This is a genomic window from Polaribacter litoreus (assembly GCF_054584775.1).
Genome location: NZ_JBTLRD010000014.1, coordinates 32,752 through 53,814, shown reverse-complemented (window position 1 = coordinate 53,814; position 21,063 = coordinate 32,752). Strand labels below are relative to the sequence as shown.

General features: G+C 31.7%; 15 protein-coding genes. 14 read left to right on the top strand and 1 reads right to left on the bottom strand.

The window, feature by feature from the left end; genetic code table 11:
* The first annotated feature begins 76 nt into the window (after positions 1 to 76).
* From ACW9UN_RS13020 to ACW9UN_RS12995, 6 genes are all read left to right on the top strand, one after another.
* Positions 77 to 3,532 (top strand): 1,3-beta-D-glucan phosphorylase, GH149 family, encoded by a 3,456-nt coding sequence (locus ACW9UN_RS13020; protein WP_459486766.1) that lies wholly within the window; start codon positions 77 to 79, stop codon positions 3,530 to 3,532.
* 74 nt (positions 3,533 to 3,606) lie between these two features.
* Positions 3,607 to 5,340: a glycoside hydrolase family 3 protein gene (locus ACW9UN_RS13015; protein ID WP_459486732.1), complete on the top strand. Its 1,734-nt coding sequence runs from the start codon at positions 3,607 to 3,609 to the stop codon at positions 5,338 to 5,340.
* Positions 5,341 to 5,393: 53 nt separating this feature from the next.
* Positions 5,394 to 6,680: a glycoside hydrolase family 17 protein gene (locus ACW9UN_RS13010; RefSeq protein WP_459486731.1), complete on the top strand. Its 1,287-nt coding sequence runs from the start codon at positions 5,394 to 5,396 to the stop codon at positions 6,678 to 6,680.
* 9 nt (positions 6,681 to 6,689) lie between these two features.
* On the top strand, positions 6,690 to 8,198 hold the full coding sequence (locus ACW9UN_RS13005) for a glycoside hydrolase family 30 protein (protein WP_459486730.1): 1,509 nt from the start codon (positions 6,690 to 6,692) through the stop codon (positions 8,196 to 8,198).
* A gap of 17 nt (positions 8,199 to 8,215) precedes the next feature.
* Positions 8,216 to 9,784 carry an MFS transporter gene (locus ACW9UN_RS13000; protein ID WP_459486728.1) on the top strand — a complete coding sequence of 523 codons (1,569 nt, stop codon included), beginning with the start codon at positions 8,216 to 8,218 and terminating at the stop codon, positions 9,782 to 9,784.
* 18 nt (positions 9,785 to 9,802) lie between these two features.
* Positions 9,803 to 10,717, top strand: a complete 915-nt coding sequence (locus ACW9UN_RS12995) for a glycoside hydrolase family 17 protein (RefSeq protein ID WP_459486727.1) — start codon at positions 9,803 to 9,805, stop codon at positions 10,715 to 10,717.
* Positions 10,718 to 11,071: 354 nt separating this feature from the next.
* Here ACW9UN_RS12995 and porX read toward each other — a convergent pair whose 3' ends face one another.
* Positions 11,072 to 12,619, bottom strand: coding sequence for a T9SS response regulator signal transducer PorX (porX, locus tag ACW9UN_RS12990; protein ID WP_459486726.1), 1,548 nt, complete (start codon positions 12,617 to 12,619; stop codon positions 11,072 to 11,074).
* A 213-nt stretch (positions 12,620 to 12,832) separates the two neighbouring features.
* On the opposite strand from porX, the gene ACW9UN_RS12985 reads away from it, so the two are divergent.
* The 8 genes from ACW9UN_RS12985 to fabG all read left to right on the top strand — a co-directional run bounded on the left by ACW9UN_RS12985 (position 12,833) and on the right by fabG (position 20,807).
* Positions 12,833 to 14,056 carry an HD domain-containing protein gene (locus tag ACW9UN_RS12985; protein WP_459486725.1) on the top strand — a complete coding sequence of 408 codons (1,224 nt, stop codon included), beginning with the start codon at positions 12,833 to 12,835 and terminating at the stop codon, positions 14,054 to 14,056.
* A 45-nt stretch (positions 14,057 to 14,101) separates the two neighbouring features.
* Complete coding sequence (gene lpxD / locus ACW9UN_RS12980) at positions 14,102 to 15,133, top strand: UDP-3-O-(3-hydroxymyristoyl)glucosamine N-acyltransferase (RefSeq protein ID WP_459486724.1); 1,032 nt, start codon at positions 14,102 to 14,104, stop codon at positions 15,131 to 15,133.
* Positions 15,134 to 15,139: 6 nt separating this feature from the next.
* Entirely contained in the window at positions 15,140 to 16,531 is a 1,392-nt protein-coding gene (locus tag ACW9UN_RS12975) for a bifunctional UDP-3-O-[3-hydroxymyristoyl] N-acetylglucosamine deacetylase/3-hydroxyacyl-ACP dehydratase (RefSeq protein ID WP_459486723.1), read from the top strand.
* Positions 16,532 to 16,534: 3 nt separating this feature from the next.
* Complete coding sequence (gene lpxA, locus ACW9UN_RS12970) at positions 16,535 to 17,320, top strand: acyl-ACP--UDP-N-acetylglucosamine O-acyltransferase (RefSeq protein ID WP_459486722.1); 786 nt, start codon at positions 16,535 to 16,537, stop codon at positions 17,318 to 17,320.
* Positions 17,321 to 17,397: 77 nt separating this feature from the next.
* Entirely contained in the window at positions 17,398 to 17,964 is a 567-nt protein-coding gene (gene efp, locus ACW9UN_RS12965; RefSeq protein ID WP_459486721.1) for an elongation factor P, read from the top strand.
* Positions 17,965 to 18,008: 44 nt separating this feature from the next.
* Entirely contained in the window at positions 18,009 to 18,938 is a 930-nt protein-coding gene (locus ACW9UN_RS12960) for a UDP-3-O-(3-hydroxymyristoyl)glucosamine N-acyltransferase (protein ID WP_459486720.1), read from the top strand.
* 163 nt (positions 18,939 to 19,101) lie between these two features.
* Positions 19,102 to 19,974, top strand: a complete 873-nt coding sequence (gene sucD, locus ACW9UN_RS12955; protein ID WP_459486719.1) for a succinate--CoA ligase subunit alpha — start codon at positions 19,102 to 19,104, stop codon at positions 19,972 to 19,974.
* An 86-nt stretch (positions 19,975 to 20,060) separates the two neighbouring features.
* Positions 20,061 to 20,807: a 3-oxoacyl-[acyl-carrier-protein] reductase gene (gene fabG, locus ACW9UN_RS12950; protein ID WP_459486718.1), complete on the top strand. Its 747-nt coding sequence runs from the start codon at positions 20,061 to 20,063 to the stop codon at positions 20,805 to 20,807.
* Positions 20,808 to 21,063: the final 256 nt, after the last annotated feature.

Sequence of the window (21,063 nt, the reverse complement as noted above, 5' to 3'; positions counted from 1 at the left end):
ACAAATAGCTATAAAATTTAAGAATAAAAACATTGTTTTTCATGTCTAGTATAGATGTGTTTTAGTATGATTTATGATGACACAAACAACTTTATCTACCCTAAAAACGGGAAACAACCCAACTCCAAAAATTAAAGGAGAATTAGTACAACTTAAAAACGAAACTTTTTATAAAATTTCGAACAGCCATTTAATGCGTCCATTTTTTATGACTATCGTTTCAGATTCCAATCATTGGATGTTTATTTCTAGTAATGGAGGTTTAACTGCAGGACGTAAAAATGCAGAATATGCACTATTTCCTTATTATACAGATGATAAAATTACAGATTTAGCAGAAACTACAGGTTGTAAATCAATCTTTAGAATTGCAAAAAATAATAACATTTACTTATGGGAACCATTTTCAGAAAGACAAGCAGGTACCTATAATATCAAAAGAAATATCTATAAAAACATTTATGGAAACAAAATTGTTTTTGAAGAAATTAATGAAGATTTAAACATCTCTTTTCAATACGAGTGGAACTCAAGCGACGAATATGGTTTTGTTAGAAAAGCAACCTTAAATAATAAATCTTCAGACCATTTACAAATCGCTTTGTTAGATGGTTTTCAAGATTTGTTGCCTTATGGTGTAGGTTCAGATATTCAAGGTATTCGTAGCAATTTGGTAGATGCTTATAAAAAATGTGAGTTAGAGGCAGATTCTGGTTTAGGTATTTATGCGTTAAGTGCTATTATTGTAGATAAAGCAGAGCCAAGTGAGGCCTTAAAAGCAAATGTAGTTTGGTCTTTAGGTATAGAAAGTCCAACGTATTTGCTGTCTTCATTGCAGCTAAATAATTTTAGAAGAGGCATAGCAGTACAGCAAGAAGTAGATATGAAAGCAGAAAAAGGTGCTTATTTTATTCATACAACTACATCTTTAAAGGCAAATAGCACAAAATCTTGGTTGCACGTGGCTAATGTAAATCAAACTGTTGCAGATGTAACTCGTATTTCAGAATTAATTAAAAGTGATACAGATGTTGCTGCTCTTTTAGAGCAGAGTATTTCAAACGGAACTAAAAATTTAATCAATCTTGCAGCAGCTTCAGATGGTTTACAGTTATCTAATGATCCATTAATCAATACAAGACACTTTTCAAACACACTTTTTAATATTATGAGAGGTGGTATTTTTGATGACAATTATACCATCGAAAAAGATGATTTTAACACCTATTTGTCAAAAGCAAACAAGCAATTATTTGTAAACAAAAAAGTAGAGTTAAAGGCATTACCTGAAAAATTTACCTTACAGTTTATTAAAGATATAGCAGATAATGATGCAGATAAAGATTTTAAAAGGCTATGTTTAGAGTATTTACCGTTAAAATTTAGTAGAAGACATGGAGACCCAAGTAGACCTTGGAACAAGTTTTCAATCAATACAAAAAGTGAGGTTGATGGCTCTAAAATTTTAGACTATGAGGGTAACTGGAGAGATATTTTTCAGAATTGGGAAACATTAGCACACTCATATCCTCAATTTATTGAGAGTATGATTCATAAATTTTTAAATGCCACTACTTTTGAAGGATATAATCCTTACAGAGTTACCAAAGATGGTTTTGACTGGGAGGTTATCGAAGAAAATGATCCATGGTCTTATATTGGCTATTGGGGAGATCACCAAATTATCTATTTACTAAAGTTTTTAGAATTTATTGAAAAGCATTATCCATCTAAATTAGCAGAATTATTTAATGATGATATTTTTGTATATGCAAATGTGCCTTATAAAATAAAATCGTATGCTGATATTCTAAAAAATTCAAAAGATACTATTGATTTTGATCATCGATTACAAGAAAAAATAGATAAAAGAAGAGCATCAATAGGTGCAGATGGTGCTTTATTAAACGATAAAAACAATAAGCCTTACAAAGTAAACTTAATAGAAAAATTATTGGTTACAGTTTTGGCCAAAGTAGCCAATTTTATTCCAGAAGGTGGTATTTGGTTAAATACCCAAAGGCCAGAATGGAATGATGCCAACAACGCTTTAGTTGGTAATGGAGTTTCTATGGTAACCTTATATTACTTAAGAAGATTTATCAATTTCTTTGAAGGTATTGTAGAAAATACAGAGCTAAATACCATTCACATTTCTAATGAAGTGGCTACATTATTCCAAAATATTTTAAAAACATTAGATGATAATGCAACGATTTTATCAAGAAATGTAACTGATAATGAAAGAAAAAGAGTGCTTGATGGTTTAGGAAATCCAGCTAGTGATTACAGATTATTTGTATATGAAAATGGTTTTTCAACCGAAAAATCACAAATTACAAAAACTTCATTATTACACTTTTTTGCCATTACTAAAAATTACTTAGATCATAGTATTAGAGCCAATAAACGTGCTGATAATATGTATCATGCCTATAATTTAATGACAATAGAAAATAACGACGAAGTTTCTATTTCATACCTATCAGAAATGTTAGAGGGTCAAGTAGCTGCATTAAGTTCAGGATATTTAACCCCACAACAAGCATTAGATTTGTTAGATGGTTTAAAAGCATCTGCTTTGTTTAGACCAGATCAATACAGTTATATCTTATATCCAAATAAAAATCTACCAAGATTTACCGATAAAAACAATATTCCAGCAGAAAAAGTAGAAAACTCTGCGTTATTACAACAATTAGTTGCTGACGGAGATAAAACGTTAATAGAAAAAGATGTTTTAGGCAACTATCATTTTAATGGAAATTTTAACAATGCCAACAGTGTTAAAGAAGCATTATCAAGTTTAACTGAAAAGTATGCAGATAAAGTAGCCAAAGAAACTGAGTATGTATTGGCGGTTTTCGAAGAAATTTTTGATCATAAATCGTTTACAGGTCGCTCAGGTACTTTCTTTGGTTACGAAGGTTTGGGATCTATTTATTGGCATATGGTTTCTAAACTATTACTAGCTGTTCAAGAAAATTGTTTGTTAGCGATCAATCAAAAAGAAAACGAAGCTATAATTGGTAGATTATTAGATCATTATTACGAAATTAATGCAGGAGTTGGTGTACACAAATCACCAGAATTGTATGGGGCTTTTCCAACAGATGCATATTCGCATACACCAGCAACAAAAGGTGCACAGCAACCAGGTATGACAGGTCAAGTAAAAGAAGATTTGTTAAGCAGGTTTGGTGAGTTAGGCATATTTGTTAAAAAAGGTAGCATCGTTTTTAATCCAAGATTACTCAAAGATGTAGAGTTTTTAAATAATGCTCAAACATTTAATTATGTTGATGTAGAGGGCAATACAAAATCTTTGAATATTGGTATAAATGAATTGTGTTTTACCTATTGTCAAGTGCCAATAATTTACTCAAAGTCAGATATCGAGTATGTAGAAGTGGTATATAATAATGACAAAAATGAAGGATTTAGCCAACTGTCTTTAAACAAAGAAACAAGCACTAAATTATTTAACAGAACCAACGAAATTAATCATATTAAAGTATCGATTATTAAATAAGGTTAATGAAAAATAACAGATTAAAATACAGTTTGTACTGTTTTTTATTCCTATGGATTTCCTGTACAAAAGAAATGAATTTAAGTAAAGAAATGCAGATAGAGCAAAAAGTAGAAGCACTTTTAAAGCAAATGACTTTAGAAGAAAAAATCGGACAAATGTCTCAAATAAGACATTTTGAGGAGTCTGCTGACGCACATATTACAGAAAAATTCATTGGTTCAATCATTCATACACAAGGGCCAACTCCAGGAAAAACCGCTTTAGATTGGCAAAAACGATTTATAGAGTTGCAAAAAAAAGCGCTTTCTACTCGATTAGGAATTCCATTATTGTTTGCTGTTGATGCTGTTCACGGCCAAAATACGTATGAGGGCGCAACAATTTTTCCTCATAATATTGGTTTGGCAGCAACAAGAAATGAAAAACTAGTTGAAGAAGCTGCCAGAATTACAGCCTTAGAAAGTCAAGCAACGGGTTTTAATTGGGTGTTTTCGCCTTGTGTTGCAATTCCGTTTAACGAAAAATGGGGTAGAGTGTATGAAGCCTTTTCAGAAAGTACAGCCTTAACTGAAAAACTTACCAAAGCTTCTGTAAGAGGGCATCAAGGAAATTTGTTAGATTCAAAAACAGTTTTAGCAACTGCCAAACATTTTGTGGGTGATGGTGCAACCGATTTTGGTGTTGAGGGTGGTAATACATCATTATCAGCAAAAGAAATTGAAGAACATTTATTAGCACCTTATAAAGTGGCAGTACAAGAAAAAGTAGGGGCAATAATGGCATCATTTAATGCCATTACAGAAACTTCAATGCACAATCATAAAGCATTGTTAACAGATACTTTAAAAGTAGGAATGAATTTCGATGGAATTTTAGTGTCTGATTGGAAAGCCTATTCTCGTTTTAATGGTATTGCCGTTGTAAATGCAGGGGTAGATGTTGTTATGGCTGTAGATGGTGATCTAGATAATTTTCAAAAAGGATTAACAGATGCAGTTAAAGATAGTGCTATTTCTATTTTTAGAATTGATGATGCAGTGCGAAGAATTTTGCGTCAAAAATTTCGATTAGGTTTATTTGAGAACCCTTTTCCAGATACTACTTTAGTTAATAAAATTGGCACAGAAACACATCGTAAGTTAGCAAAACAAGCAGTCAGAGAATCTTTAGTTTTATTAAAAAATAAAGCAAACACACTCCCTTTATCAAAAGAAACTAAAAAAATAGTAGTGGTGGGTGAACACGCCAATTCGTCGGGTTTACAATCTGGTGGTTGGACTATAAATTGGCAAGGAACTAAAGAAAATTATAAAGGTGCTACTACTATTTTAGACGGAATTAAAAAACACGCTAAAGGTGATGTTGTTTTCGATAAAGATGCAACAGGAAATCATTTTGATGCAGACGTTGCCATTATTGTTGTGGGCGAAAAACCGTATGCAGAGTTTTTTGGTGATATTGGTCACGAATCTAATCAGCTCGAATTGACGCTTACAGAAGAACATCAGAAGTATATTAAAACATACCAAGAGCAAGGCGTAAAAACGGTAGTTGTTTTAGTATCAGGCAGGCCCTTGGTTGTTACCAATCAAATCAATGAATCCGATGCTTTTGTAGCAGCTTGGTTATTGGGTTCAGAGGGTGATGGGGTTGCTGAAGTACTTTTTGGTGACTATAATTTTACAGGAAAATTACCACATTCTTGGCCAACATCAACAGAAGATTATAAGGGTAAATATGGTCCTAATTTTTGGGATAAAAGCATAACTCCTTTATTCGAAATTGGATTTGGCTTAAGCTATTAATTATAGAATCATCGTAAAATAAATTAGATTTTATCATAAAATAAGACAAAAAAATGAAAAACAATTTACAATCATTTCTTTACCTAGTTTGCTTAGTTTCTATGATATCTTGTGTAAAATCAGAAAAAAAAGAAAATACAGTTTTGAAAACAAAAAAAGAATTAACAGCTGCAGATATTTTGGGTAACCCAGATTATTTAGCAATTTCTTACGGAGGGTATAGAGAGAATTCTAGGGAAAAACAACCTACAATTCCACAATTAAAAGAAGATTTAAAAATAATGCATGCCATGGGTATTCGCATTTTAAGAACCTATAATGTGCAACCAAAATTGCCACACGCATCAAATATTTTAAAAGCCATTTCTGAGCTAAAAAAAGAAGATGCCAATTTCGAAATGTATGTAATGTTAGGGGCTTGGATAGATTGTTTAAATGCTTGGACAGATAAAACACCAGACCATAATGTAGAAAGTCCGCAAAACGAAGGAGAAATTGCAAGGGCAGTAGCCTTAGCAAATCAATATCCAGATATTGTAAAGGTAATTGCTGTGGGTAATGAAGCCATGGTAAAATGGGCAACTAGTTACTTTGTGCAACCCAATGTAATCTTAAAATGGGTTACACATCTTCAAAATTTAAAAAGTGAAGGCAAACTATCAAAAGATTTATGGATAACTAGTTCAGATGATTTTGCGTCTTGGGGTGGTGGAGAAGAAATATACAGAGAAAATGAAGATTTACCCAAACTAATTAAAGCGGTTGATTATGTTTCTATGCATACCTATGCTTATCACAATTCACACTACAACCCCAGCTTTTGGAAAGTTCCTGAAGAAGATAACAATTTATCAGACCTAGAAAAAGTAGACAATGCCATGTTACGTGCTTTAGATTTTGCAAAAATGCATTACAACAATGTTAAGAAATATGTACATAGTATTGATAGTACTAAGCAAATTCATATAGGTGAAACTGGTTGGGCAACAGTATCATCAGGTTATTATGGTGTAAATGGTTCTAGAGCTACAGACCAATATAAACAAGGGTTGTATTATAAGCATTTAAGAGATTGGACAAATAAAGCAGGTATTTCTTGTTTTTATTTCGAGGCTTTTGATGAACAATGGAAAGACGCTGGTAACCCTTTAGGTTCAGAAAATCATTTTGGATTAATCAATTTAAATGGTGAAGCAAAATATCCCATTTGGGATTTGGTAGATAATGGCACTTTTAAAGGCTTAACAAGAGGTGGCAAAACTATCACAAAAACGTTTAATGGCGATAAAGAAGCACTGCTAAAAACAGTGTTGGTTCCGAATACAGATTATCCAAGATAAAAAAGAATTATGAAAACGATTAAATATTTATCCTATTTATTTCTATCAATTATGATTATAAGTTGCGCTCCTCAAGAAGAACAATTAGTCATAGAGGTTTTTGAAACTTCTGCAAACGGAAATACTTTAACCAAATTAGACAATTTTTCTTCGGATGAAAATATAAAACATATGGTTGAAGTAGCCTTGTTACAAAATCAAAAAAAACAGACTATTACTGGTTTTGGTGGTTCTTTTACAGAATCTACAGCGTATTTATTAAATCAAATTAGTAAAAAAAATAGAGATTCAATTATTGAAGCTTATTTTGGTGAAAGTGGCGCTAAATATTCACTAACAAGAACACACATGAATTCATGCGATTTTTCGCTAAGCCAATATTCATATGCTCCTGTTGAAGACGATAAAGACCTGAAACACTTCACTATTGAAGAAGATAAAGATGATATCATTCCGATGATCAAAGATGCGATTAAAGTATCTAAAGACGGATTTAAAATCTTAACCTCACCTTGGACAGCCTCACCTTGGATGAAAGATAATAAAGAATGGGTTGGAGGCAAACTTTTACCAGAATATTATGATACCTGGGCGTTATTTTTCTCAAAATATGTATCTGCATACAAAAATGAAGGTATTGATATTTGGGGTTTTACAGTTGAAAATGAACCATTAGGAAATGGAAACAATTGGGAAAGTATGCATTTTACCCCTGATGAAATGACCAACTTTGTCGTAAATCATTTGGGCCCAAAATTAAAAGCAGATTACCCAGAAGTAAAGATTTTAGGGTACGATCAAAATAGAGAGCATTTAAATGAATGGGTAGATTCGCAATATGCAACCAAAGAAACTTCAAAGTATTTTGATGGTACAGCTATTCACTGGTATGCAAGTACTTTGCATTATTACCCAGAGGAATTACAATATGCACATCAAAAAGCACCAAATAAACATTTAATTCAGTCAGAAGCTTGTATAGATGCTCAGGTTCCTGTTTGGAAAGATGATGCTTGGTATTGGAAAAAAGAAGCAACAGATTGGGGGTATACTTGGGCTCCAGAAAAAGACAAGCATATGCATCCAAAATATGCTCCAGTAAATAGATATGCAAGAGATATTATTGGTTGCTTAAACAATTATGTTGATGGTTGGATTGATTGGAATATGGTTTTAGATACACAAGGAGGCCCTAATTGGTTTAAAAACTGGTGTATAGCTCCAGTAATTGTAAATCCAGAAACTGATGAAGTCTACTTTACACCTTTGTATTACACAATGGCTCATTTTAGTAGGTTTATTAGGCCAGAAGCTAAAATTATTGAGGTCAATCATCAAGATAAAGATATTATGATAACAGCTGCAGAAAATACAGACGGCTCCATTGCAGTAGTGCTTTTCAATGAAAAAGAAAAGGCAAAAAATATTCAATTAACATTGAACACAAAAAGTGTAACTCTAAAAATACAAGGACAAGCAATACAAACCATTGTAATTCCTAACGAATCAAAAAATTAATTATAAACAATAAATATATGTCAGCAAAATCAACTACTCCTTCAAGAGGTAAAGTCCCATTTGGACAAAAAGCAGCTTTTGGCTCAGGTCATTTTGTACTTAATCTCCTACCAGGTGTTCTAGGTGTGTATCTCCAAGTATTTATCTTAACTGCTTTTGGAATGGATCCTGTTTGGGCAGGACTTTTAGGTGGATTGCCAAGAATATTTGACGCTTTAACAGATCCTATTATGGGCTTTGTTTCAGATAACACTAAATCGAAATGGGGTAGAAGAAGGCCATATATTTTTGCAGGGTCTATAATAAGTGGTATTCTCTTTATATTAATGTGGCAACTAGATGAAAACGCTTCACAGACCTTTAATTTTTGGTATGTAATGATATTGCAAATCTTATTTTTAATAGGTAATACAATGTTTGCAACACCATTGGTTGGTTTGGGGTATGAAATGACATCAGATTATAATGAAAGAACAAGGTTAATGAGCTTAGCAAATAGCATGGGGCAAATTGCTTGGATGATAGTACCTTGGTTATATGTAATTATACCAGATGTAAACACGTTTGATAATCCAGCTGAAGGGGTAAGAACCATGGCAGTTATTGTTGGTGTAGTTTGCATTGTTTTTGGTGCATTACCCGCATTTTTTTGTAGAGGAATAGATTCTGCAAATATGGAAAATCGCCAAGTAATTAACTTTAAAACTTTAGCATCTAATATGAAAGAATTGTTTAATGGCATCAAACAGGTATCTAAAAACAAGCCCTTTATGAAATTATGTGGCGCTACTTTTTTAGTGTTTAATGGTTTTCAATTGGTTGCTGCGTTTTCTGTTTTTATTATTGTATTTTATATGAATGCCGGTAGTTGGGAACAGGCAGGTACTTGGCCAGCTTGGTTTAATACGCTTAATGCAATTATCACTGCATTTATTGTTATTCCAATCATTTCTAAAATGGCTACAAAATGGGGAAAAAGAAATGCCTTTTTAATATCTACATTTTTATCAATAATTGGATACATTTTAAAATGGTGGGGATTTGATATAGAACTTAACGAAAGCTTTAATCAAACTGTTTTAGGAGAATCCATGACAAATGGAGTTGCTGCTATATTCGAATTTTTAAATCCGTATTTAGATAGTGCAGGCATGTCTTGGTTTAGTATAGATGTAAGTAATGGCATTCCTTGGTTAATCTTTTTGCCAATTCCTTTTTTTGCTTTTGGTATGGGAGGTTTATTTACTCTAATGATGAGTATGACCGCAGATGTTTGTGATTTAGATGAATTAGAAAATGGTATGCCAAGAAAAGAAGGTACATTTGGAGCAATTTACTGGTGGATGGTAAAATTAGGACAAGCAATTGCCATAATTTTAAGTGGTGTTATCTTAAAAATTGTTGGTTTTGATCAAAATATAACTGAACAAGCAGTAGAAACAATGACTTCTCTGAGAATCGCAGATATTATTGTTCCTGCTTCAACAGCAGCTTTGGCAATGCTAGTAATGTGGACATACAGTTTAAATGAACAAAGAGCTAAAGAAATTAAAGAAACTCTGGTAAAACGTAGAGGAGAATTATAACTATTAAATAAATTAAAAATGTCATACAGAAAAGAACATCATTTTAAATTAAAAGCCAATTATTCAGAAGCTACTGGTGTTGATTTTAGTAAATATAAATCTAATGAAGATTTAATAGAAGTTTGGAGAAACACGTTAAATGCAGGTATGCATGGAATTTGTTTTAGTATGTATGAAGATGGCCAAGAACCAGGTGATATCATTACAGAAGAACAAGTAGAAAGAAGAGTAAAAATATTAAAACCTCATACTAAATGGATCCGCTCTTTCTCTTGTATAGAAGGTAATGAACATATACCCAGAATGGCCAAAAAACATGGAATTAAAAACTTGGTTGGTGCTTGGTTAGGTGATGATATAGAAAAAAATGAAGAAGAAATTGAAGGTTTAATCCAATTGGCTAAAGAAGGTTGTGTAGATATTGCTGCAGTAGGTAATGAAGTAATGTATCGTAAAGAGTTAACAGAAAATGAATTGTTAGGCTACATCAACAGAGTAAAAGAAGCTTTAAAAGGTATGAATATTCCTGTAGGATATGTAGATGCTTACTACGAATTTGCTCACAGACCCAATATTACTGATGCTTGTGATGTTATTTTATCGAACTGTTATCCTTATTGGGAAGGTTGTGATATTAATTATTCTTTAGCACATATGCAAAAAATGTTTGGTGTAGCCTTAGAAGCGGCAAAAGGCAAAAAAGTAATTATAACAGAAACAGGTTGGCCAAGCGAAGGCGAAAGTTTGGGTGCTGCACATTCTTCATCAGAAAATGCTATGAAATACTTTATCAATGCTATGGCATGGGCAAATAAAGAAGATATAGAAATATTCTATTTCTCATCTTTTGATGAGTCTTGGAAAGTTGGTGCAGAAGGTGTAGTTGGAGCTTATTGGGGGCTTTGGGATAAGCACGAAAATTTAAAGTTTTAATTTTTTTTAGTGATAATCATTGTTGATACAAATTCATAAAAAAGTAAGATAAAGTTATTTTTGATTTTTTTTAGCCTTTTAAAATGGTTTAAAAAAATGAAAAATAACTTTATATCCTATAATTCTTTAACTTTTAAGAACAACGCTGCGTAATAATTTTTATTCTTTGAAAGGAATACGCTTTCAACTAAAATGAAGAAATTTAAATTTAAGATTTCTCATGTACACCATTTGCTTTGCAAGCTAATTTCAATAAAAATTTAGTCTTATCTCAGTAATGTTTGTAATAATAATCTACTGTTTATCAGTAAAATAAATCTATGTTAAACTAAAAAACCGATATCGAACTTATTTTTACTTAGGACTATAAACAGCGCAAGGAATAATAACTTCTTCTAAAGAAACGCCCCCATGTTGATAGGTGTTCTTATAATATTTTACAAAGTGATTAAAGTTATTAGGATATGCAAAAAACAAATCTTCTTTCGCAAAAATAAACGGAGCATTCATAGCAACTGTGGGTAAAAAAATATCTTTAGGATTACGAACTGCATACACGTCCTTATCTTCATAACTTAAACTTCTACCAGTTTTGTAACGTAAATTTGCACTTATGTTTTTATCGCCAATAACTTTAGTTGGGTGTTTGCAATTAATGGTTCCATGGTCTGTAGTGATAATTAATTTTTGACCTAAATGTTGTGCTTTTTGAATAATTTCAAATAAAGGCGAATTCTTAAACCAACTTAATGTTAAACTTCTATACGCTTTATCGTCGCCAGCCAATTCTTTAATCACCTCCATTTCTGTTTTTGAATGCGAAAGCATATCAACAAAATTGTAAACCACTGTAGTTAAGTCGTTTTGCTTGGTGCCATTATAATTGTCGGCCAATTCTTTTCCGCTCTTTAAAGATGTAATCTTATAATAATCGTGTTGAAGGTCTAAACCAAGCCTTTTTATTTGAGCGGATAAAAACTCATTTTCAAATAAATTCATACCACCTTCATCAGTATCATTTTTCCAATAATTTGGATGACGTTTTTCCATTTCCGAAGGCATCAAACCAGAAAAAATAGCATTTCTGGCATATTGTGTTGCTGTTGGTAAAATAGAAAAGTAAGAATATTCTTCATCTTTTTTATAAAAATTGTTGATTAAGGGTTCTAAAATGCGGTATTGATCATAGCGCAAATTATCGATAACCACCCATAAAACACCTTGTTTATCACTTAACTCAGGTACAACGTAATCTTTAAATAAGGTATGCGAAAAAGTAGGTTTGTCATGAGCCGTTAAAAAATCTTCATAATTTTTTTTAATAAATTTAAAAAACTGATTATTTGCTTCTTGCTTTTGGCTTTCTAAAATACCCAACATTCCAGAGTCGCTAATGTTTTCTAGCTCTAATTCCCAATGAATTAATTTTTTGTATAAGTCAATCCACTCTTCGTAAGAATTTACCATAGCCAAATCCATAGAAATTTTTCGAAACTCTTGTTGATAGCTAGAAGTGGTTTTGGCAGACACCAAACGCGAATTGTCTAAATTTTTCTTTAAGCTTAACAGAATCTGACTCGGATTTACAGGTTTTATCAAATAATCAGCAATTTTAGAACCTATTGCTTCTTCCATTAAATATTCCTCTTCACTTTTGGTAATCATCACCACAGGTAAATTTGCCTGTTTTTGTTTAATTTCTTTAAGTGTATCTAAGCCAGTTAAACCTGGCATATTTTCGTCTAAAAAAACAATATCAAAATTTGTTTCATCTACTAAATCTATGGCATCTGCACCATTTGTGCATGTTGTAACTTTATAGTTTTTACGTTCTAAAAAAAGAATATGAGGCTTTAATAATTCAATTTCATCATCAACCCATAAAATTTGTATGCTACTCATATATTTTAATTTTTAACTTTAAAAGTTAAAAGTACCATTTTGTTGTATTTTTACGAGTGTTAAAATGATAAAATATTGCCAAAAACATACAATTACAACGTATTGTTTTGATATTCATCTCTAAAAAAACGAACACATAAAATCAATCCTTTTTAATTTGCGAATTTGTGGCATTAAGTCGTATTTTGCCTTAGATTGATAAAAACCGCTCTTTTGAAGAAAAAAAAGCCCAATAAATTAAAAATTTTAAACGACCCTATTTACGGATTCATTCAGATTCAAAATCCTTTAATTTTTGACATTATAGAACATCCATATTTTCAAAGATTAAGGCGTATTACACAAATGGGGTTTTCAAACTTGGTATACCCAGGTGCCAATCATACCCGTTTTCATCATGCTTTGGGCTGTACTTATTTAATGGAAAAGGCCATTAGAGTGCTACGCTTTAAAGGTGTACAAATTTCTGAGCAAGAAGAAAAAGCATTGTATTTAGCTATTTTGTTACACGATATTGGTCATGGCGCTTTTTCTCATGCATTAGAACATAGTATTGTAAGCGGAATTTCACACGAAGAAATTTCTTTAAAGTTTATGAAAAACCTTAATGAAGAGTTTCAAGGAAAATTAGGCTTAGCAATCGAAATTTTTGAAGGGAAATATCACCGTAAATTTTTATGCCAACTAATTTCTAGTCAGTTAGATATAGATCGTTTAGATTATTTAAAACGAGATAGTTTTTACACAGGAGTTACAGAAGGAAATATTTCATCAGATAGATTAATTGTAATGATGAATGTAAAGAATGATGAATTAGTTATTGAACAAAAAGGAATTTATTCTGTAGAAAAATTTTTAATAGCAAGACGTTTAATGTATTGGCAAGTGTATTTGCATAAAACAGGCATTGTGGCAGAAAATATGTTGGTTAATGTGTTAAAACGAGCTAAAGAATTGGCAGAAAATGGCGAGAAACTCTATGGTAGTGCTGACTTAAAATACTTCTTGTACAATCAAATCAATCAAGATAATTTTACCGAAGAAACTTTAAAAATGTTTGCTAAGTTAGATGATTACGATATTTTATCTGCAATAAAAGAATGGACAACACACTCCGATAATGTATTGTCTTTATTATCAAAAATGATTGTTGATAGAAAATTACTACGAATAGAAGTTCAAAAAAATAGTTTTGATACGGTTACGATTGATAAAAAAAAGCGTAAGTATTCAAAAAAATTAAATTTATCTCTTGATGAAATAAATTATTTCGTTTTTTCTCAGCAAATTCAAAATCAAGCTTATCAAACTCAAAAACCAATTTACATTCTTAATAAAAAAGGAAAACTAAAAGATATTGCAAAAGCATCTGACCAATTAAATTTACTAGCCCTAACAAAACCAGTTATAAAACACATAATTTGCTATCCAAAGTAAAATGAGATTAGCCAAATACCTATAAATTTTATACTTTTGCATTTGATGAAATTTACAGCAAAGCAAATAGCAGATATTTTAGAAGGCAGAGTAGTAGGTAATCCTGATGAAGAGGTTTCTAAATTATCAAAAATAGAAGAAGGTGAAAAAGGATCGTTAACCTTTTTATCAAATCCAAAATACAGCCCATTTTTATATACTACAAAAGCATCTATTGCCATAGTAAATGAAAGTTTTGAGCCAGAAAAAGAAATACATACTACGCTCATAAAGGTAGAGAATGCATATGAAGCATTTTCAAAATTATTAGAGTTTTATAATGAAGTAAAAAATAATAAAGTGGGCAGAGAAACTCCACACTTTATTGGTGCGTCTTCTAAAATTGGATCAAATGAATATATTGGGGCATTTTCTTATATTGGTGAAAATGTAATTATTGGTGATAATGTTAAAATATACCCTAACAGTTATATAGGTGATAATACAACTATTGGTAATAATTGTACAATTTTTGCCGGAGTTAAAATTTATTCTGAAACACAAATAGGCAACTATTGTAAAATTCATTCAGGTTGTATTATTGGCTCAGATGGTTTTGGTTTTGCACCAGACCAAGAAGGGCATTTTAAAGCCATACCACAAATAGGAAATGTAATTATCGAAGATTATGTTGATATTGGCTCTGGTTCAACCATAGATAGGGCTACATTAGGCTCAACAATTATTCGAAAAGGTGTAAAATTAGACAATCAAATACAAATAGCTCATAATGTTGAGGTGGGAGAAAATACTGTTATAGCTGCCCAAACAGGAGTTGCTGGCTCATCTAAAATAGGTGAAAATTGTATGATAGGTGGCCAAGTTGGCATTGTTGGCCATATTACAATTGGTAATCATGTAAAAATTCAAGCTCAATCAGGAATTTCTAAAAGCTTAAAAGACAACGAAGTTGTACAAGGTACACCAGCATTTAGTTATCCAGATTTTAATAAAAGCTATGTGCATTTTAGAAATTTACCTAAAATAGCAGCATCATTAAGTAAAATAGAAAAAAATTTAAGCGCTGAAAAAAGTTAGTGAAAAATGAGTAAAAAACAGAAAACAATAAAATCAGAAGTTACCTTATCAGGTGTAGGCTTGCACACTGGTAATACTGTGTCAATGACGTTAAAACCGGCTCCAATAAATCATGGTTTTGCATTTTGCAGAGTAGATTTAGAAGGTGCTCCAACTATAGAAGCTAAAGCAGAATTTGTTGTTACCACACAAAGAGGAACAAATCTAGAAAAAAACGGAGTTCAAATACAAACTTCTGAACATGTTTTAGCTGCTGCTGTTGGCTTAGATATCGATAATTTGTTGATAGAAGTAAACGCTTCTGAACCTCCAATTATGGATGGATCTTCAAAATATTTTGTAGAAGCTTTAGAAAAAGCAGGTATACAAGAACAAGATGCAGAAATTGAAGAATATGTAGTGAAAGAAATTATTTCGTATAAAGATGAAATCTCTGGAAGCGAAATTATTTTAATGCCTTCTAACGAGTATCAGGTTACAACAATGGTAGATTTTGGTACCAAAATATTAGGTACCCAAAATGCAATATTAGAAAATATTGCCGATTTTAAAACTGAAATTGCGGGCGCAAGAACATTCAGTTTTTTACATGAAATAGAAATGTTGTTAGAAAACGACCTAATTAAAGGTGGTGATTTAAACAACGCGATTGTTTATGTAGATAAAGAATTGTCAGATAGCACAATGCAAAAATTAAAAAAAGCATTTAAAAAAGACAATATTTCTGTAAAACCTAATGGAATCTTAGACAACTTAACATTGCATTGGGCCAATGAAGCTGCTCGTCATAAATTATTAGATGTTATTGGAGATTTAGCATTAGTTGGCACAAGAATTAGAGGTAAAGTAATTGCAAATAAGCCAGGTCATTTGGTCAATACATTGTTTGCTAAAAAGTTAGCAAAAATTATCAAAGCAGAAAAAAGAAACAACGTACCTCAATATGATTTAAATCAACCTCCATTACTAGATATACATCAAATAATGGATATTTTACCTCACAGACCACCGTTTTTGTTAGTAGATAGAATTTTAGAGCTATCTGATAGACATGTTGTAGGAATGAAAAATGTAACCATGAACGAAAACTTCTTCGTAGGTCATTTTCCTGGGGCACCTGTAATGCCAGGAGTTTTACAAGTAGAAGCTATGGCTCAGTGTGGAGGTATTTTAGTGTTAAGTACAGTACCTGATCCAGAAAATTATTTAACATATTTCATGAAAATGGACAATGTTAAGTTTAAACAAAAAGTTTTACCCGGAGACACGTTAACTTTTAAAGCAGAATTAATAACGCCAATTAGAAGAGGTATTTGTCATATGCAAGCGTATGCTTACGCCAACGGAAAATTAGTTGCAGAAGCAGAGCTAATGGCACAAATAGCAAGAAAAAAATAAATTATGAATCAGCCTTTAGCTTATGTACACCCCCAAGCCAAAATTGCAAGAAATGTAGTTATAGAACCTTTTACAACCATACATAATAATGTAACCATAGGTTCTGGAACTTGGATAGGTTCTAACGTAACAATTATGGAAGGCGCTACAATTGGTAAAAATTGTCGAATTTTTCCTGGTTCAGTTATTTCAGCAATTCCTCAAGATTTAAAATTTGATGATGAAGAAACAACTGTAGAAATTGGTGATAATGTAACCATAAGAGAGTGTGTAACCATCAATAGAGGTACAAAAGATAGGTCTAAAACTGTTGTGGGTAACAATTGTTTAATTATGGCATACTGTCACATAGCTCATGATTGTTTAGTTGGTGATAATTGTATTTTTTCAAATAACACTACTTTAGCAGGCCATGTAACCATTGGAGATAATGTGGTTTTAGCAGGTATGGTTGCTGTGCACCAATTTGCATCAGTTGGTAATCATGCATTTGTAACTGGTGGTTCTTTAGTTAGAAAAGATGTTCCCCCGTATGTAAAATCTGCCAGAGAACCTTTATCATACGTAGGTATCAATTCAGTAGGCTTAAGAAGAAGAGGGTATACCACAGAAAAAATTAGAGAAATTCAAGATATTTATAGAATTTTATTTCAGAGAAATTATAATAATACACAGGCAATAGATATTATTGAAGCAGAAATGGAAGCAACTCCAGAACGTGATGAAATCATTCAATTTATAAAAGATTCTCACAGAGGAATAATGAAAGGATATTATAAAGCAAATTAATAAAAGTTGTTGGATACAGGTTATTAGTTGTAAAATAATAACCATAAACCAAGAACTAAAAACTAAAAAACCAAAAAATGGCAACAACATCAGATATTAGAAACGGATTATGTATTAGGTATAATAACGATATTTATAAAATTGTTGAATTTTTACACGTAAAACCAGGAAAAGGGCCTGCGTTTGTAAGAACAAAATTAAAAAGTGTTACCAATGGTAAAGTAGTAGATAATACGTTTCCTGCAGGTAGAAAAATTGATGACGTTAGAGTAGAAACCCATAAGTTTCAATATTTATATAATGATGGTGATACCTATCATTTTATGAATGAGCAAGATTATTCTCAAATTCAATTGCAAAAAAATGCTTTAGATACTCCAGAGTTAATGAAAGAAGGAGAAATTGTAACCATCATTATCAATTCTGAAGATGATGCACCACTTTCTGTAGAAATGCCACAAAGTGTTATTTTAGAAGTTACACATACAGAACCAGGTGTTAAGGGTAATACAGCAACAAATGCTACAAAACCAGCAACTGTAGAAACAGGAGCATCAGTAAATGTACCTTTGTTTATTAATGAAGGCGATAAAATTAAGATAGAAACTACAAAAGGAACTTATCAAGAACGAATTAAAGAGTAAAAGCTTTTAGCTAATAGTGAACTGCCAAAAGCGAATAGCCAAATATGAAATTCAAAACTCCACAAACTTTACAAGAAATTGCATCACTTTTAGATGTAGATTTTATTGGTGATAAAAATTTTGAGATTCTAGGAATCAATGAAATTCACGTGGTAGAAAAAGGAGATATCGTTTTTGTAGATCATCCTAAATATTACGATAAAGCTTTAAATTCTGCAGCAACAACTATTTTAATCAACAAAAAAGTAGCGTGTCCAGAGGGTAAAGCTTTGTTAATTTCTGATGATCCTTTTCGTGATTTTAATAAGATTACAAAACATTTTAATCCATTTATAGCATCCAAAGTAAGTATTGCAGCAACTGCGATTATTGGTGAAGCTTCTGTAATTCAACCTAATGTTTTTATAGGGAATAATGTAGTTATTGGTTCTAATTGTGTTATTCATCCCAATGTAACCATTTATGATAATTGTATAATTGGTAATAATGTTACAATTCATGCCAATACAGTTTTAGGAGCAGATGCATTTTACTACAAAAATAGACCAACAGGTTTTGATAAATTAATTTCTGGGGGTAGAGTTGTATTAGAAGATGATGTAGATTTAGGTGCTTCTTGTACTATTGATAAAGGAGTTACAGGTGATACAACCATCAAACAAGGTACAAAAATAGATAACCAAGTTCATGTAGGGCATGATACCGTAATTGGTAAAAAATGTTTAATAGCTTCGCAAACAGGTATTGCAGGTTGTGTAATTATAGAAGACGAAGTTACCATTTGGGGACAAGTTGGTACCAATAGCGGAATTACAATTGGTAAGGGAGCTGTTATTCTTGGGCAAACAGGCGTTACAAAATCTGTTGCTGGTGGCAAATCCTATTTTGGTACGCCAATCGAAGAATCTAGAGAAAAATTAAAACAATTAGCAGGTTTAAAAAGATTATTGAGAGATAAAAATCATTCACAATAAATTTTAACTTTTTATATGGAATTTATAAGACAAGAATTTTCGGATTTTCTTTTTTTGAAAGCCAACAATCAACTATTTTTGCGTAAATAAAATTAACAGATATCCATTAAAAATTTTCTTTTTTAGAAAAAAAATTAATAAAATGGACTAAAAATAATAAACCATGAGTGTTTTAGTAAACAAAGATTCAAAAATTATTGTACAAGGTTTTACTGGTAGTGAAGGTACTTTTCACGCAGGTCAAATGATTGATTATGGTACCAATGTTGTTGGTGGTGTAACTCCTGGTAAAGGAGGTCAAGAACATTTAGGAAAACCAGTTTTTAATACAGTTGTTGAAGCTGTTGAAAAGGTTGGTGCTGACACTTCAATTATTTTTGTACCACCAGCATTTGCTGCAGATGCAATTATGGAATCTGCAGATGCGGGTATTAAAGTTATCATCTGTATTACAGAAGGTATTCCTACAGCAGATATGGTAAAAGTAAAAGCGTATATCGCTGATAAAGACACAAGATTGGTTGGGCCTAACTGCCCAGGAGTTATTACTCCAGAAGAGGCTAAAGTTGGTATTATGCCAGGTTTTATCTTTAAAAAAGGTAAAGTAGGTATCGTATCTAAATCTGGTACTTTAACTTATGAAGCTGCAGATCAGGTTGTAAAACAAGGATATGGAATTACAACAGCTATTGGTATTGGTGGAGATCCAATTATTGGAACTACAACTAAAGAAGCTGTAGAAATGTTAATGAATGATGATGAAACTGAAGCAATTGTAATGATTGGTGAAATTGGTGGTAATTTAGAAGCTGAAGCTGCACAATGGATTAAAGCTGATGGTAACAGAAAACCTGTTGTTGGTTTTATTGCTGGGCAAACTGCACCTGCTGGTAGAACAATGGGGCATGCAGGAGCTATTGTTGGTGGTGCTGATGATACTGCACAAGCAAAAATGGAAATCTTAGCAGCAAATGGTGTGCACGTAGTAAGTTCACCAGCTAAAATTGGAGAAATGGTTGCTAGTGTTTTAAAATAACAAAAAGTACGCTATTTAGAATAATATAAATTCCCGTGAAAAACGGGAATTTCTTTTATATTTGAATATCAACTAAACATAATAATATGAAATTACTAGAAAATAAATCTGCAATAATTACTGGTGCAACAAGAGGTATTGGAAGAGGTATTGCTGTTGAATTTGCAAAACAAGGTGCTAATGTTGCGTTTACATACAGTTCTTCTGTAGATGCTGCAAAAGCCTTAGAAGAAGAGTTAAAAGCCTTTGGAGTTTTGGCAAAAGGATATCAATCTAATGCTGCTGATTTTAATGCTGCTCAAGAATTAGCCAAAGAAGTACAAAAAGAGTTTGGTACTATAGATGTTTTAGTAAACAATGCAGGTATTACTAAAGACAATTTGTTAATGCGAATTTCTGAAGAAGATTTTGATAAAGTAATCGAAGTAAATTTAAAATCTGTTTTTAATTTAACAAAAGCAGTTATTAGACCAATGATGAAGCAAAGGGCAGGTTCTATAATAAATATGAGTTCTGTAGTTGGTTTAAAAGGTAACGCAGGGCAAACAAATTATGCAGCATCTAAAGCAGGTATTGTTGGTTTTTCTAAATCAGTAGCTTTAGAGTTGGGTTCTAGAAATGTTAGAAGTAATGTTATTGCTCCTGGTTTTATAGAAACTGAAATGACAGATAAACTAGATGAAAAAGTAGTACAAGGTTGGCGAGATTCAATTCCTTTAAAAAGAGGAGGCAAGCCAGAAGATATTGCAAATGCATGTGTGTTTTTAGCATCTGATATGAGTGCTTATATCACTGGTCAAACTTTATCTGTAGATGGAGGTATGCTAACTTAAAATGCTAAGCGATTTTATATTACATAAAAATAAAAATGATGAACACTTGCTAACGGCAAGTGTTTTTTTTGGCACAAACTCAAAAAGTGGAAGTTAACGATGGTAAGCATAAAAAAAACAAAATTTTAGTTTAGAGCGTCAACCTCATATAAAACCAATTAGGAGTTTATAAATTTAAAGTTTAAAAAATATCTCATTTAGTATAATTTTAGAATATAGGCAATAAATGCCGTTTTATTTCTGTGATTATTTATTT